Raw genomic sequence first — 15,538 nt, 5'->3', positions numbered from 1 at the left:
GAAAGAGGAGGGTTCTTATGAAAAGAAATGAGAGGTCAATGACGAGCAAAGCGGTGCCTGTATCGTTAACTTTCATGATGGCAGCATCAGTTCTGTCGGCTTGCTCAGGCGGAGCACCGGCTTCCACAACAGGAACAGGAAAGGGAGCTGCAGCAGACAACGGTCCACCAACGGAAATCAGCATTTTTACGGAGTTTAGCACACCGGAACCACCAGCAGCCGATAACCCCGTGACCAAGGAATTCGAAAAGCGCACGAATACGAAGCTGACGATTACTTGGGCATCTCCGAATGCGTGGGAAGAGAAGCAGAATGTCATGTTAGCTTCAGGCGATATGCCGGATTTGATGAAAATCAAAGACATGAAGCAAACGCAGGCGATCACTATGATCAAGCAAGGTGCTTTTTGGGATTTGACGCCGTACTTGAAGGATTATAAAAATTTATCGGCTTACCCGCAAGAAATAATGGACAGTGTCAAAGTAAACGGCAAGCAATATATCCTGCCGTCGGTAAGACCGCTGCATGGAAGCAGCTTCTTTAATATCCGCCAAGACTGGTTGGATAACGTTGGGCTGAAAATGCCGCACACCATGGATGAGTTCTACGCCGCTTTAAAAGCTTTCGTTGACAAAGATCCCGACAAGAACGGGAAAGCCGACACGTACGGGTTTAACGGCAAGAACTGGGAGAAAGTCATAGATATTTTCAATAAAAGTAACGGCAAATGGAAATTGCAAGACGGCAAACTGGTGGATACCGATCTAGAACAAGGAACAAGAGACGGACTTATTTATCTTAACAAGATGTACAAGGATAAAATATTGCCAGAAGATTTCGTAGCTATGAAAACAACCGATTTTGAAAACATGGCGAAAGCAGGTAAAGTCGGTGTCCAAGTGGATACCACAGAAGGCGTTTTCCGTGCGACGGAAGGTGCGCAAAAGCTTGATCCGAAAGCGGATTTTGTGGCTATGACTTATTTGGAAAGTGCAGCAGGTAAAATGGTTCCTACCGGTTCCGGGTTCGCAGGGCTGTATGTGATTCCTAAAAAAGTTCCTGAAGCCAAAATGAAGAAAATCCTGGCGTTGATGGATTACGGCGCATCCGAGGAAGGTTTCGAATTGGCTTGTTACGGCCTGAAGGATATCCACTTCACCGTGGTGGACGGTTTCAAAACGGCGACAGAGCAAGCGGTGAAAGACAGTGTATCGCAAAGCTCGTTCGGCAAAATCTTCGAAAGATTCGATCCGTACTTATGGGCTTATCGCGTGGGTATGCCGAAAGCGACCTTCGAGCGTAATAAGAAAATTGTTGATGAACGAGGGAATTATGGCGTACCTGATGTATCCATTGGTCTGATGTCCGATATTGACTTGAAAATGGGACCAGACTACAAAAAGAAAATGGATGATATGAAGGTCAAAGTCATTATGGGGAAAGAGCCGATCGAATCCTGGGATGCGATGGTAAAAATGTATAAAGCGGATGCCAATTACATGAAGATGATAGATGAATTTAATAAGTCCTATCAAGACAGGAAAAACAGCAAATAAAGAGAAAAAGGAGTCGAGCAAACATGCTGCGTAAATTACGTTTAGCCGTTGTCGGATTGGGACGTGTGTCGAAGTCCCATCTTCCGGCCATCCGTGAGTTAGCCGATCACATTGAACTTGTTGCCCTTGTTTCTCGTGATGAAGGTAAATTGAGGCAAGAAGCCGAAAAGTGGGAAGGGGTAACTACCTACACTTCGTACGATGATGCGGTAAATGCTCCGGATATTGACGCGTTTTTGCTGCTTCTGCCGCATGATCTTCACGCAGAATATTCGATTAAGGCGCTTCGTGCCGGCAAACATGTACTGGTCGAGAAGCCGATGGCGATGAATGTGCAGGAAGCGGAGGAGATGGCGGAGGCGGCGGAAGTAAATAACGTTACGTTAATGATTGGGCAAAGCCGCCGTTTCTATCAACCGGTCATGGAATCAATTCGCCAGGTGAGACAGAAAGCCATTGGCGATTTGATCAATATCAATGCGATGTTATTGGCGCATATGGATAAGCCGGCAGCAGACTGGTGGAAGGACGAATCAAAAATTGGCGGATTTATCATTCCATTATGGGGAAGCCATATTCTAGACTATATTCAGTGGGCATATGGCAGAGCTCCGAAGTCCGTTTATGCGCAGGGACATTCCAACAATCCGAATTGGTCGGGTGAAGATGAAGTGGCGATTTCCATGAATTTTGGCGAGGGTCAAATGGCGAATGTGTGGATGTCGTTTAACGCCGGTTGCCGCCCAACCGATGAGGTTGGGCTTACTGGGAAGCGGATTTGGTCGACGCAGAACAGCATTTATGAACGCTATTTAATTGGATCGAACGGCTTACTGCATCTGAAGGATGAGTATGAACTCAGCTTGAACGGCGAGAAGCTGGAATCCTGTGAGACTACGTTCCCTAATTTCAAATGGCAGCTTGAGGAATTTGCCAATGCAATTCGAGAAGGGCGTGAACCGCTTGCTTCAGGCCGTGAGATCATCCAGGTGATGAGGGTTATGGATGGTTGCTTTGAATCTATGCGGACCGGTCAGGTTGTGCAGCTTTAAGCTTGGGATTTGTCCAAGGAAAACAGAGGGAGGACTTTCTGCAATGAAGTTAAAAACATTGGTGTTATCACCACAATCACGATTGGATGAAGTCTGTTCAGAGGCGTGCCGTGCACGAATTAATGCGTACTTCGAACCCGTGTGGAATGAGACAGGGCGTGATTACACGCAGGCAGAGCTTTCAGAACGAATCGCAGAGGCAGAAGTCATTATTACCAGTTGGGGCTCGCCCGGCTTGACTGATGAAATGCTGGAGAAGGCCGTCAAGCTTCGTGCCGTTGGGCATGCAGCCGGAACAGTCAAGAACCTTGTTCCCAAACAAATTTTCGCACAAGGGGTCAAAGTTTTCTCGGCGGCTCCAAGAATTGCTTTAAGCGTTGGTGAATATTGCCTGGCAGCGCTGCTGACATCCCTTCGGCATTTGCCTGAATTTGACTCAGCCATGCGGGATGGCAAATGGAAAATTGCTGGTTTGAAGGGCAGAGAGCTTACCGGAAGTACGGTTGGCATCATTTCGGCCAGCTCTACGGCTCGCGCGTTTATTAAGCTGCTTGCACCTTTTCAAGTTAATGTTCGCATTTATGATCCCTATTTGAGCGAAGAAGCAGCGGCTCGGTTGAATGCTAAGAGGGCTACATTAGAGGAGGTCATGAGCTGCCCCATTATCTCGGTTCACGCGCCTAAACTTCCTGCTACGGAAAGAATGCTGACCCGAGAATTGCTCGCGCTCATTCCAGACGGCGCTGTTTTCATTAACTCTTCTAGAGGTCCTGTGGTAGATGAACAGGCTTTCATGGAAGAGCTTCAAAGCGGAAGATTTTTTGCTGCTTTGGATGTGTTTGAAAAAGAGCCTCTTGCTGTAGATCATCCTATCCGCTCTCTTCCTAACGTGCTTCTCTCACCTCATATTGCCGGAGCCTCCGTACAAGGACATCTTGCTTTAATGGAGGAAGTCGTCGAAGACATCATTAGAGGCTTGCAGGAAGAGAAAACCATGTATGAAGTGAACGAGAAGATGTGGGAAGTTATGGCTTAACAGGCTGAAGAAAACTTTTGATAGTTGGAAGGGGAATTATGTAAATGGTTAGAAAAATGTCCGTACCTCCCATGGAATTGGTTGATTATGATGGTCCTGGTACACAGATGTGTGCGGTTATGGACGCCATTGGTGAAATTAGCGTAAGAAGAGCCTTGATTCCAGAACCCAAGGATGGCGAAGTAAGAGTTAAGGTCAAGTGGGTGGGAATATGCGGCAGTGATGTTGAAGTATTCCGTGGCGCGCGCGAGCCTGAATTTATTTCGTATCCTACAAGGCTGGGACATGAAGTTGCAGGCATCATTGATAAGGTCGGCCCTAATGTAATTGGTGTCAAGGTTGGCGATCATGTTGCTCTTCGGTATGTTTGGGGAGCATTTGCCGAGTATGTATGCTGTACCCCGTTTTCTCTCAAGGTGTTGCCCAAAGATTTGCCGTTAATCGAGGGCTCGCTGATTGAAGTGCTTCCAGGTATTATCCATGCCGCAGAACTCGGAGATATTTCTCCGAATAAGAACGTATTGATCACGGGACAAGGCGTGAGCGGCCTAGTAATGACCCAGGTTATCAATATGTTTAGTCCCAGAAATTTGGTCGTCACCGATTTGTTTGACGAGAAACTGGCACTTGCACGCAAATATGGCGCCACCCATACCTACAAAATCCCGCATGAACATGCGGATACGATGGATATCGTGGGCGCCGATTTCCCGGATGGCTTTGATGTCGTCATTCCTTGTCTTCTGGAAGGAGCAGGTATGGTTGATGCCATTAATGCGGCAGCACAGAATGGGCGAATTGTCATGTATGGATGCATTGGCACCTGCCATAAGCCGGTTGATTTCTTCAAGGTGCATAAAAAACGGCTGGATATCCTTTCAACGGAACCCAAACGTGACATCGATAATCGGCGTTACTTCGATGAAGGATTGCGTCTGGTTCTCGACGGATTAGTGAATACGGAGGAAATGATTACACACATCGTTCCGCTTGCGGAAGTTTCCCGGGCTTTCCAATTGCGAAACGAGCATAAGGGAGATACCATTCACGTCATGATTGACTGTGAGGTTAAATAAAATGAGGGGCTAAGCAGCTGTATGTGCTTAGCTCTTTTTTGCTGTAACGATGGCTATTTTCTCTAGGTGAAATTTTATGCAAGCGCTCACAATACTTTGTTATACTGAGAGTAAATGAATCCAATTGGCTTAGAGGTAACAAGGAGGAAATGCCCCATGCGCAAGTGGCTTGTACCGGATACGAATGTCAGACATAAAGTTTTTATTCGTATGCTAATCCCTTATCTTTTATTTATTTGTATGCTGTTAGGTATTGGTTATATCGTCTACCGAGAAACCATTCATGTGATGGAGAAGGATGCCACTGAGAATCATAGGCTCGTTCTGGAGCAAAGCAGAGATATTCTTGAGCGAAGAATGGATGAGATTACTTCAATTGGACGTCAAGTTGCCGCCAACACGAAAGTCATTCAATTTATGACGGTGACGGATCCATTCCAAGGTGCCAACACGTATTCCGTTCTGGATACGATTAAAAGCTTATATGATTTCAAGCTTTCCAATAACTTCGTCTATAACTATTATATTCTTTTTAAAAATAGCGACCTTGTGTTAACGCCGGGCTCCAGCTATACCATGAATGAATTTTTTAGCCGGATTGCCGTTTATGATGGCGGAGATACAGAGAAGATGCGGAAGAATTGGCTGCAGACCTATCATTCCCGCTCTTTTCTCCCCTCAGAACACATGAATATCGGAGAAAGCTCGTACCAAATGATGACGTATTTACAATCGTTAGGACTACCGGGTAATCCGCAGGCGGTTATCGCCGTTATGATTGATCAAGCTGAGATCCGCAAACTGTTTCAGGGACTTAACTTATCGCAAGGCGGCTGGGCGTATATTCTGGATGACCAGGGCCGCATTATGAGCTCGTTATCTGGTGAAAATACCGGACTCCCCGTCCGATTGGCTGATCTGAAGGAACAGCAGGGCATTGTTGAGCAAAAGCTGAATAATCAATCCATGATTGTTACATATACAAAATCAACGATAAATGGATGGACATACGTTGTTGGTCAACCGAAAGTTATTCTTTTAGGAAAAGTTCATTATATTCAAAAGATTATTTTCTCCTTAACGCTGCTTTTTCTAGTGATCGGTGTATCCATGGCTTATTTCCTTGCTTATCGGAATAGCAAACCGCTTCGAGCTCTTGCTCATTCACTGAAAGAACTCGTCGGAGGCGGAGTGAAACAACACGATGTGTATGGCTTTATAAGTGAAGCTGTGTCCGGTTTGGCACTTTCTAATCGTAAACTACAATCCGAGTTAGAGCTTCAGGTGCCTTTATTACGCGCATCCTATTTCAGAAGGCTTATGCAAGGACAATTCCTATCAACAAGAGATGCAGATATCCTGCTCAAACATCTAGGGTTAGGGATGGAGGATGAAGATCGGCAATATGTCGTCGCGCTCATTCGCATCCAAGGGTATGACAATGGCTATAATGAACGGCTGCTTAAAGATCTGGATCGAGTTCGCTTTGCATCCGCTGAGTTAATCAGGGAGCTTGTAGGCGCAGACGGATTTGCGTATGATGTGGCACAAGACCAAATAGCTGTATTACTTAGTGTATATTCGCATGACGCTAACAAGCATCGTGAAAAAATAACGAAACTAATGGAACAAGTCTGTCAGGCGATTAATTTACGGTTTCAAATTGTATCCGATTGTGGCATCGGCGGGTACTGTGACCGGGTAACCGCAATCTCACGCTCGTATGAGCAGGCTAGAGAGGCCTTGTTTGCTCTGGTCCGATTAGACAAGGATGGATTGCAGTGGTTTGATGAACTCCCAGCAGCGCTTAATGATTACCATTACCCGCAAGACATGGAAAGACGTCTGATGAATGTGGCATTGGCCGGTGAACAGGAGGAGGTAACACGTCTTTTGCAGGCACTGTATACCGAAAATTTTGAGAACAGGCACCTCTCACAAACCGTGCTCCGTTTATTTATTGGCGAATTGTGGGGGAATCTCGTCAAACTTTTACGGCAATTAGGGATGCAAGCTGAGGATGTTTATATCCAAATACAGCGTATAGATGGCGCGGAGCCTTCTTATGAGAGCTTGCAGCAGCATTTTACTGCGATTCGTCTTGCTTATTCGACGATTTGCCAGCATGTCGTGGAGCAGCGATCAAGTCGTAATATTGAATTACTGGATAATATTCGCACGATGCTTCAGAAGGACTTTGCCGACAAGGCGTTATGTCTGGATGAAGCCGCTGATCGACTTCGTGTATCCAAGGTGTATTTGTCACAGTTCTTCAAGGATCAAACGGGTATCAATTTCTCAGATTATTTGGAGCAATTGCGTATGGAACAAGCGAAGCATCTATTAAGAAATTCGGATTATGCCATTCAAGAAATTGCCGATAAAGTAGGATACGCCTCATCCAATACATTCTGCCGAGCGTTTAAGCGGCTGCATGGGGTTAGCGCAACGGTTTATCAAAGGTCTGTAGAAGTGAATGTTTAGCGGGAAAATAACATTTGCACATGAATAAAGCAATTGCACATCCTCAAAACCTAAGGATTGCACAGGATTTAAACGTTTTCATATATACATGCAACGAGGGTAACCCTTACATTGAAGCTATACAACGACGAAGGGAGGTTACCCCATTGAAAACGGTGGCAAGTGTAAATACGATGACAAAAGCCAATTCGGGGATCAAACGAATGTCATTCCTAAAGAAGCTGCATCGCAGTTGGCAGCTGTACGTTCTATTAGCGCTGCCCGTTCTTTACATTATCGTGTTCAAGTATTATCCGATGTATGGTGCGCAAATTGCTTTCAAAAATTTTATTGCTTCCAAAGGAATCACAGGCAGTAGTTGGGTGGGATTTAAACATTTCATCAGATTTTTCAATTCGTATGAATTTGGAACCCTTTTAAAAAACACATTAGTTCTGAATTTCTACAGCTTGCTTGCAGGTATTCCGTTCCCGATCCTTCTGGCACTGGCTATCAACAACATTCAAAACAAGTGGTTTAAGAAATCAGTACAGATGATTACGTATGCTCCGCATTTCATTTCTGTCGTCGTTATGGCGGGGATTGTGCTCGTCCTTCTGGATCCAGAAAAGGGGATTGTCAATCTTTTGCTTGGGGTGTTGGGGTTTGAACCCATTCATTTCATGGCGAAGCCTAGCTATTTTAGTTCTGTTTTTGTCTGGTCGGGCATCTGGCAAAACGTAGGTTTCTCCTGCATCATTTACTTGGCAGCGCTTTCGGGTATTGACCCTTCTCAGCATGAAGCTGCGGTGATCGATGGCGCCAGCAAATTTAAACGAATTTTGCATATCGATATTCCCGGTATTATGCCTGTTGTCATCATTTTACTGATTTTGAACACAGGGCATATTATGGATTCTGGCTTCGAGAAGGTACTGCTTTTACAAAATCAATTAAACCTGAGGACGTCAGAGGTTATTGATACTTACGTGTATAAGGTGGGACTTGCCTCACAAGCGATGAACTACTCTTACTCAACGGCTATTAACTTGTTCAAATCGGTTGTTGGACTTGCCATGCTTATTATTGTCAATCAAATCGCGAAACGTGCAAAGCAAGAAAGCTTATGGTAACGGTGTAGCAGGGGAGGTGCAAGGAGGTATGAAAGAGTCACATATCCTCGAATCACGAGGTGACAAATGGTTTAATTGGGTCAATATGCTGCTGATCTGTCTGTTTCTTGTGGTCATCCTGTACCCGCTAGTGTTTGTTGTAAGCGCTTCTATCAGTTCTCCTGATGCCGTGATCTCGGGGAAAGTTTGGCTGTGGCCGGTACAACCAACCTTAGATGGCTATGCGGCTGTTTTTAAACACAAATTGATTTGGAGCTCCTTTCGAAATTCTGTTTTTTATACGGTAGCAGGTACATTGCTCAGTGTTGTGCTGACCATTGCTGCTGCATATCCGCTGTCCAGACGAGATTTATTCGGTAAAAATTGGTTTATGCTGTTGTTTGTTTTCACGACCATGTTCTCAGGGGGGCTAATTCCTTCTTATCTATTGGTCAAAGATCTGGGAATGCTGAATACGGCGTGGGCCATGATTATTCCAAGTGCGATGAGTGTGTTTAACATTATCATCACACGAACCTATTTCAAAACGACATTGCCGGACGAAATGCTGGAAGCGGCTCAGATCGATGGTTGCAACGATTTCCGCTATGTGTTTTCAATTGTTTTGCAGCTGTCAGGTCCGATTATTGCTGTAGTGGCCCTTTATTCTGCGGTTGGTTATTGGAATCAATATTTTAATGGCTTATTGTATCTCGATAATCAGAAGTTATATCCGCTGCAATTAGTTTTAAGAGAAATTCTGGTGCAAAACGAAGTGGATGCTTCCATGCTGGACATGAAAGAAATCGCTGCTCAAGAAGGGTTACGCGCACTTTTGAAATACTCGTTAATTGTTGTTTCATCACTGCCACTACTGCTCGTTTATCCCTTTGTGCAAAAGTATTTCATAAAAGGCGTTATGATTGGCTCTTTGAAAGGATAAATAAGGGGAGGTTGTTCATAGAATGAAAAAAATGTGGGGTATGGGATTAAGCGTTATTCTTGCAAGCGGGGTTGTCCTTGCAGGGTGTGCAGATAAACAAGATGATGCGCCTGCAGAAGCGGCCAAGGATCCAGTGAAAACCAGCAACGTTACAGCAGCGGGTGAATTGCCGATAACCAAAGAGAAAACGACGATTAAAGTATTGGTCAAAGGATTTCCGGGCGTAAGTGATTACGCGAACAACGAGTTCACGAAATATTTAGAGGAGAAAACGAATATTCATATTGAATGGACGGTTGCTCCCGAAAAGTCGGCTGTGGAAAAATTAAACCTTGTGCTCGGCAGTGGTGATCTGCCTGACGTCATCATGGGCTTCGGGATATCGCCAACCCAACAGTTGATTTATGGCACGCAAGGAGACTTCCTGGATCTCGCACCTTATATTCATCAGTACGGCGTTGAGACGAAGAAAATGTTCGATATCGTTCAAGGGGTTAAGGATGAGATTACAGCTCCTGGCGGTAAAATCTATGCTTTGCCTCAAGTGAATGAGTGCTATCACTGCTCGATGTCGCAAAAAATGTGGCTTTACCAGCCGTGGCTAGACAAGTTGGGCCTTCAAATGCCGAAAACAACAGACGACTTGTATAACGTTCTAAAAGCATTTAAGACGAAAGATCCCAATGGAAATGGTAAAGCGGATGAGATTCCGTTGTCGGGTGCGGCAGTTGGGCCGAACGTAAATATCGATTCCTTTATCATGAACTCATTTGTACTAGACTCTGGCATTACGACTCGGTTATATGTTGATAACGGCAAGGTGACGACATCGGTTAATACACCAGGTTGGAAAGACGGGCTGACTTACCTTCACAAGCTGTACGCTGAGGGCTTGATTGCTCCGCAATCGTTTACACAAGATCGTGATCAAGCGAAAGCGATGGGTGAGAATCCGGACATTAACATTCTGGGAGGCGAAGTTGCACAGCACAATGGGATCTTCACAACCTTTAGCGGTCCGAGCGGCAGGTGGTTGGAAGTGCAATCCGTTCCTTCCTTGAAAGGACCTGCAGGTGTACAGACAACGCCATGGAAATCAAGCGTACTTCAAGGCTATTATGTCGTAACACGCACAGCGAAAAATCCAGAGGCTGCATTCCGTTTGGGTGACCTGCTTTATAATACCGAGATGACGTTACGTCAAACGATTGGCCGTCCTGGAACCGAGTGGGATTATGCAGCAAGCGGAGAGTTAGGCATTAACGGAAAACAAGCGATATGGAAAACACTTCCTAGCGCCGTTCCAACCAATGCAACGAACAATATCAATTGGAGCGGGCAATCCGCACCGTCGCTTCGTTCCAACGATTTCCGTCTTGGGCAGATGGCAGATCCAAAAAATCCACAGGAAGTCAAGCTCTTTACAGAGACCAGAAATAACTATGAGCCGTATAGGCAAAAGCCCGAGTCTGTCCTTCCAGCTTTGTTCTTCTCCAACGACCAAGCTACAGAGCTTGCTGATCTAGAGAAGACTTTGACGGACTATATCAATCAGATGATCGCTCGTTTCACAACAGGTGACGCTAATATTGATAAAGAATGGGACGGTTATGTGAAGAAATTGAACGATATGAATCTAAAAAAATACTTAGACATTTATCAAGCTGCTTATGACGCGAAAATGAAGAAATAAAGGTCTAGTGAAAAGCATGGAGGGAATCCATGCTTTTTGAACTGCCCATTCCATTTAGGAGGAGAAACAGATGAAATCCAAACAACCGAACATGATTTATATTCTGGCGGACGATATGGGGTATGGCGATATTTCCTATCTGAATAAAAATTCCAAAATTCATACGGTTCATTTTGACCGATTGGCCAAAGAAGGGATCGCCTTTACGGATGCTCATTCTTCATCGGCCGTCTGCACGCCATCTCGATATAGTATCTTAACCGGAAGATACAATTGGCGTTCGTCGCTCAAGAAGGGCGTTCTGAATGGATTTTCCGCTCCACTCATTGAGGATGGCCGAATGACAGTTGCCAGTTTACTCCGTGAACAGGGTTATAAAACGGCTTGTATCGGCAAATGGCATTTGGGCATGGAATGGGCGAAGGTCGGCGACGCGGAAAGTGAAGTTGATTATCGAGAGCCTGTTCAAAAGGGGCCGATATCACATGGATTTGATTATTATTACGGGATTAGCGCATCGCTGGATATGCCTCCTTATGTTTATATCGAGAACGACCGGGTTACCCAACTGCCGGATCGCATCACGCGCAACGATGATCCGGTGGCTTATTGGCGTGAAGGGGCTACGGCACCGGATTTCGAACATCAGCAAGTACTTCCTACACTTACAGCTAAAACATTGGAGTGGATCGAGCAATGGAGGGATGAGCCTTTTTTCATCTATTTCCCGTTACCTGCTCCGCATACCCCGATCCTGCCATCGGAGGCCTTCGTTGGTCAATCGGGTACGAACGCGTATGGTGACTTTGTGCTCATGTGTGACGATGTGATCGGCCAAATTATGAATAAACTCGATGACTTACAACTCTCCGACAACACGATTGTCATCTATACGAGCGATAATGGCTGCTCGCCTCGGGCTAATTATGAGGAGCTTGCAGCATTTGGGCATAACCCAAGTTATGTTTTCCGCGGTCATAAAGCGGATATTTATGAAGGCGGACATCGGATACCGCTGATTGTAAAATGGCCGCAGCGCATACAGGCTGGGCGCATGAGCGATGAGCCCGTCTGCCTGACGGATTTGCTGGCAACGGTTGCAGAGATAGTAGAAGTAACGTTACCTCCGGACGCAGGTGAGGATAGTGTGAGCAATCTGCCCGTTTGGGCTGATCAGCCATATGAGGGGCCATTGCGAGAAGCCATAGTTCATCATTCCATTCAGGGGGCGTTCTCAATTCGCCAAGGGAACTGGAAGCTGGAGTTATGCCCGGGCTCGGGCGGATGGAGCTTCCCCAAGCCTGGCGAAGAGCCGGAAGGGTCGCCGGAGTACCAATTGTATGATCTTAGTACAGATATTGGTGAAACGAATAATCTGGTTGACGAATATCCCGAGGTCGTCCAAGCCATGAAGCTTGTCCTCGAAAGATATCAGGAGTCGGGGAGAAGCGTTGCTGTTTCATCGGAATGACACGCGGTTTTCTCCGCGTTTCGTTGAGATTGGGAAAAGATCGCCGCTGGCGATCTTTTTGTAGCGTTTGGGGAGGGCTTGGCGGATAGGGTGAGGTCGAACCTCACCGCTGAATTCGCAGCGCGTTGCGCTTGCTCATTCAGAGAAGGGAACACCAGGGCGTTATTTCATCGAAATGCGCCCTTTTACGCGGGGAGGGGAACTGGGGGCTCTTATTTCTCATGTTTGGCGAAAAACCAGCCAAATGTGGAGAAATAAGGCCCTGTAGTTCCCCTCCCTGTCACCAGCCTCCACCCACTCACCGAAATAGTGGACTGTAGATCCGCTCTGTTGTCCGCGCAGCCAACTTGGTTATGGTGGTGAGGCTGGAACTCACCACCAAGCCCTTCAGCAGCGCTGAATTCGTAGCGCGTGGCGCTTTCTCATTCAGCGAAGGGAACTCCAGGGCGTTATTTCATCGAAATGCACCTTTTTACGCGGGGAGGGGAACTAGGGGCTCTTATTTCTTCATGTTTGGCTAAAAACCAGCCAAATGGGAAGAAATAAGGTCCTGTAGTTCCCCTCCAGTCGCCACCCCTCCACTATTCACCGAAATAGTGGATTGTAGTTCCGCCAAGTTGGCTGCGCAGCCAACTTGGTTATGGTGGTGAGGCTGGAACTCACCACGAAGCCCTTCAGCAGCGCTGAATTCGTAGCGCGCGGCGCTTTCTCATTCAGCGAAGGGAACTCCAGGGCGTTATTTCCTCGAAATGCGCCCTTCTACGCGCGGAAGGAAACCGGGGATGAAAATTTGATATTTTAGAACGTTCGTTCTATAATAGGCATACAACTTGCTGACAAATGTTAAGCTAATATCACATATAAGAGGAGAATGTAGAATGACAGAATTTTGGGAATCCAGTTTTATCGAGAATCAAAGGATGTGGGGATTTGAACCTGCAGACTCAGCCATCTTGACCAAGGACTTTTTCCTGGAGAAAGACGTCAAGGATATCTTGATACCGGGCATCGGGTATGGTAGAAACGCAAAGGTATTTATGGATAATGACATCCATGTAACAGGCATTGAGATCTCGAAAACAGCGATTGAACTGGCCCGGCAAGAAGGACTTCACATTGACATTTTTCATGGTTCAGTGGCTGACATGCCGTTTGAGAACAAGCTGTATGACGGCATATTCAGCTATGCACTTATTCATTTGTTGAATGAAGACGAGAGAGCAAAGTTTATCGAGGATTGTTACAACCAGTTAAAGCCGAACGGATATATGGTTTTTACGACGATTTCAAAAGAAGCCCCCATGTTTGGAAAGGGCCAACAATTGGGTAAAGACTATTACGAGACCCCCGCAGGTGTAAAAATGTTTTTCTATGACGCAGACTCGATCACGCAAGAATTTGGGAAATACGGGCTGTTAGAATTTTCGGAAATTGTTGAGCCGCATAAGAATGCGGAAAATAAACCGCCATTTAAATTTCTAATGATAAAATGTAAAAAAACGTCTGAATAGGGCGATTAATAAAGGTTTTTCACCATTGAAGACGAATACACTTACTATCACTTGATAGAACTAGGGGATATTTACTCATGAATGTAAAAGAATACTTAATTGATTCCTTCATGAATTTAACATCCGATGGGATTGTAATCGTCGATATAAATGGAACTGTGCTGGAAGTGAATAAGAAATTTGAAGAGTTACATGGCTGGACGAGGGAAGAGGTTATTGGACAAATATTGCCAATGACACCGGATGATTACAAAGACGATGCTCTTCGATTGTACCAGTCATTAATCAATGGCGAGCAAGTTAAGGATTTCGAAGCAATAAAACTTAGAAAAGACGGAACGACTTTTATTGCCAGTGTGACAGTCTCGCCTTTGAAAGATAGGGACGGAAACGTAGTTGGCTTTGTCGGGTTGGAACGAGACATTAGTGAAAAGAAAAGAGTGGAAGAGGAGCTTTTTGAGAGTGAGAAACAGTACAGGAGGCTGCTCAAGCTTAATCCTGAACCTATTGTTTTGCATAAAGACGGACTCATCCTCTTCGTGAACGATGCCTGTTGTAAACTGTTTGGAACTTCATCTGATGAATTCATTGGAGCTTCGATTTATGATTATTTCTGTCCAACGGATAAGGCAGTGATTATTGAGCGAATTGAACAGATTATGCAGATGGATAACTACAGTGATTTTGTGGAGCGGAGAATGCGTAAGAAAGACGGCACGCTTTTTGATGCGGAAATATCCTCGATCTATGTTCACAAAAATATTGGGAATCCGGTCATGCAGAGCGTCATTCGCGATCTCACAGAGCGCAAGAAGTCGGAAGAAGCGATGATCCGATCGGAGAAACTGTCGTTAATTGGTCAATTGGCAGCTGGCATCGCACATGATATACGTAATCCGTTAACCTCCCTGAAAGGGTTCGTACATTTACTAAAAGCGAAAAATGCCGACTATGTTGATGTGATGATGGAAGAACTCGAGCATATCAATTATGTCGTGAATGAATTTATGACGCTGGCGAAACCACACTTGAGTTACTATCTGGAGAGTAATCCCCGGGAGCTTGTTCGAAGTGTTATTGCTTTTCTTCAGCCCCATGCTCATCTGTATAACGTACAAATACAAATGGACATGGATCAGGACATCCCGGCCATTTATTGTATTCCAGACCAAATTAAACAAGTTTTAATTAATATTTTGAAGAATGCGATTGAGTCCATGGGAAATGGTGGTGTGATACAGTTATCCGTAAGAAATGTCCTGAATCAACGACTGATTATTTGCGTCGAAGATCAAGGTGTAGGTATTTCGGAAGATAAGCTGACTCAGTTGGGGGAGCCGTTTTTCACGACAAAAACGAATGGCACCGGTTTAGGGCTAATGGTGTGCAAACGAATTATTCATGGACATAATGGAGATTTGACGATTCAAAGTAAGATTAACCACGGAACGAAGGTGCAAATCGAGCTTCCGATAAAAAAATAGCGTTGCGTCAGGATCATATCCCTTCAGGTAAACAGTGCTGTTTACTTGGAGGTTTTTTTCCATTTGAACGGTATTTACCTTCTTTTGTAAGGTTGAACAATCCCCATTCTTGCTTTATCATATGAGGAAAGGATTTACAAA

11 protein-coding genes are annotated in these 15,538 nt (G+C 45.2%); all 11 read left to right on the top strand.

Annotation, left to right across the window (positions count from 1 at the left end):
- Nucleotides 1-17: 17 nt before the first annotated feature.
- The 11 genes from PCH02S_RS05525 to PCH02S_RS05475 all read left to right on the top strand — a co-directional run bounded on the left by PCH02S_RS05525 (nucleotide 18) and on the right by PCH02S_RS05475 (nucleotide 15,397).
- Nucleotides 18-1,556 carry a type 2 periplasmic-binding domain-containing protein gene (locus PCH02S_RS05525; protein ID WP_246068958.1) on the top strand — a complete coding sequence of 513 codons (1,539 nt, stop codon included), beginning with the start codon at nucleotides 18-20 and terminating at the stop codon, nucleotides 1,554-1,556.
- A gap of 23 nt (nucleotides 1,557-1,579) precedes the next feature.
- Complete coding sequence (locus PCH02S_RS05520; protein WP_127450853.1) at nucleotides 1,580-2,608, top strand: Gfo/Idh/MocA family protein; 1,029 nt, start codon at nucleotides 1,580-1,582, stop codon at nucleotides 2,606-2,608.
- 43 nt (nucleotides 2,609-2,651) lie between these two features.
- Nucleotides 2,652-3,644 (top strand): hydroxyacid dehydrogenase, encoded by a 993-nt coding sequence (locus PCH02S_RS05515; protein ID WP_164819455.1) that lies wholly within the window; start codon nucleotides 2,652-2,654, stop codon nucleotides 3,642-3,644.
- A gap of 44 nt (nucleotides 3,645-3,688) precedes the next feature.
- Nucleotides 3,689-4,720 carry a zinc-dependent alcohol dehydrogenase gene (locus tag PCH02S_RS05510; protein WP_127450849.1) on the top strand — a complete coding sequence of 344 codons (1,032 nt, stop codon included), beginning with the start codon at nucleotides 3,689-3,691 and terminating at the stop codon, nucleotides 4,718-4,720.
- Between the two features lie 156 nt (nucleotides 4,721-4,876).
- Nucleotides 4,877-7,204: a helix-turn-helix domain-containing protein gene (locus PCH02S_RS05505; RefSeq protein WP_164819454.1), complete on the top strand. Its 2,328-nt coding sequence runs from the start codon at nucleotides 4,877-4,879 to the stop codon at nucleotides 7,202-7,204.
- Nucleotides 7,205-7,407: 203 nt separating this feature from the next.
- A complete protein-coding gene (locus PCH02S_RS05500; RefSeq protein WP_127451142.1) occupies nucleotides 7,408-8,316 on the top strand; it encodes an ABC transporter permease in 909 nt (302 codons plus the stop codon).
- A 28-nt stretch (nucleotides 8,317-8,344) separates the two neighbouring features.
- Entirely contained in the window at nucleotides 8,345-9,238 is an 894-nt protein-coding gene (locus tag PCH02S_RS05495; protein WP_127450845.1) for a carbohydrate ABC transporter permease, read from the top strand.
- 22 nt (nucleotides 9,239-9,260) lie between these two features.
- Nucleotides 9,261-10,931: an ABC transporter substrate-binding protein gene (locus PCH02S_RS05490; protein ID WP_127450844.1), complete on the top strand. Its 1,671-nt coding sequence runs from the start codon at nucleotides 9,261-9,263 to the stop codon at nucleotides 10,929-10,931.
- 70 nt (nucleotides 10,932-11,001) lie between these two features.
- Nucleotides 11,002-12,402, top strand: coding sequence for a sulfatase family protein (locus PCH02S_RS05485; protein ID WP_127450842.1), 1,401 nt, complete (start codon nucleotides 11,002-11,004; stop codon nucleotides 12,400-12,402).
- An 878-nt stretch (nucleotides 12,403-13,280) separates the two neighbouring features.
- Nucleotides 13,281-13,913, top strand: a complete 633-nt coding sequence (locus PCH02S_RS05480; protein WP_127450840.1) for a class I SAM-dependent methyltransferase — start codon at nucleotides 13,281-13,283, stop codon at nucleotides 13,911-13,913.
- Nucleotides 13,914-13,990: 77 nt separating this feature from the next.
- The gene (locus tag PCH02S_RS05475; protein WP_127450838.1) at nucleotides 13,991-15,397 is read left to right on the top strand and encodes a PAS domain-containing sensor histidine kinase; all 1,407 of its coding nucleotides are present in this window, start codon (nucleotides 13,991-13,993) and stop codon (nucleotides 15,395-15,397) included.
- The last annotated feature ends 141 nt before the right edge of the window (nucleotides 15,398-15,538 follow it).

The organism is Paenibacillus chondroitinus NBRC 15376, assembly GCF_004000765.1.
GTDB lineage: Bacteria > Bacillota > Bacilli > Paenibacillales > NBRC-103111 > Paenibacillus_E > Paenibacillus_E chondroitinus.
This window is presented reverse-complemented; position numbering and strand designations above follow the sequence as displayed.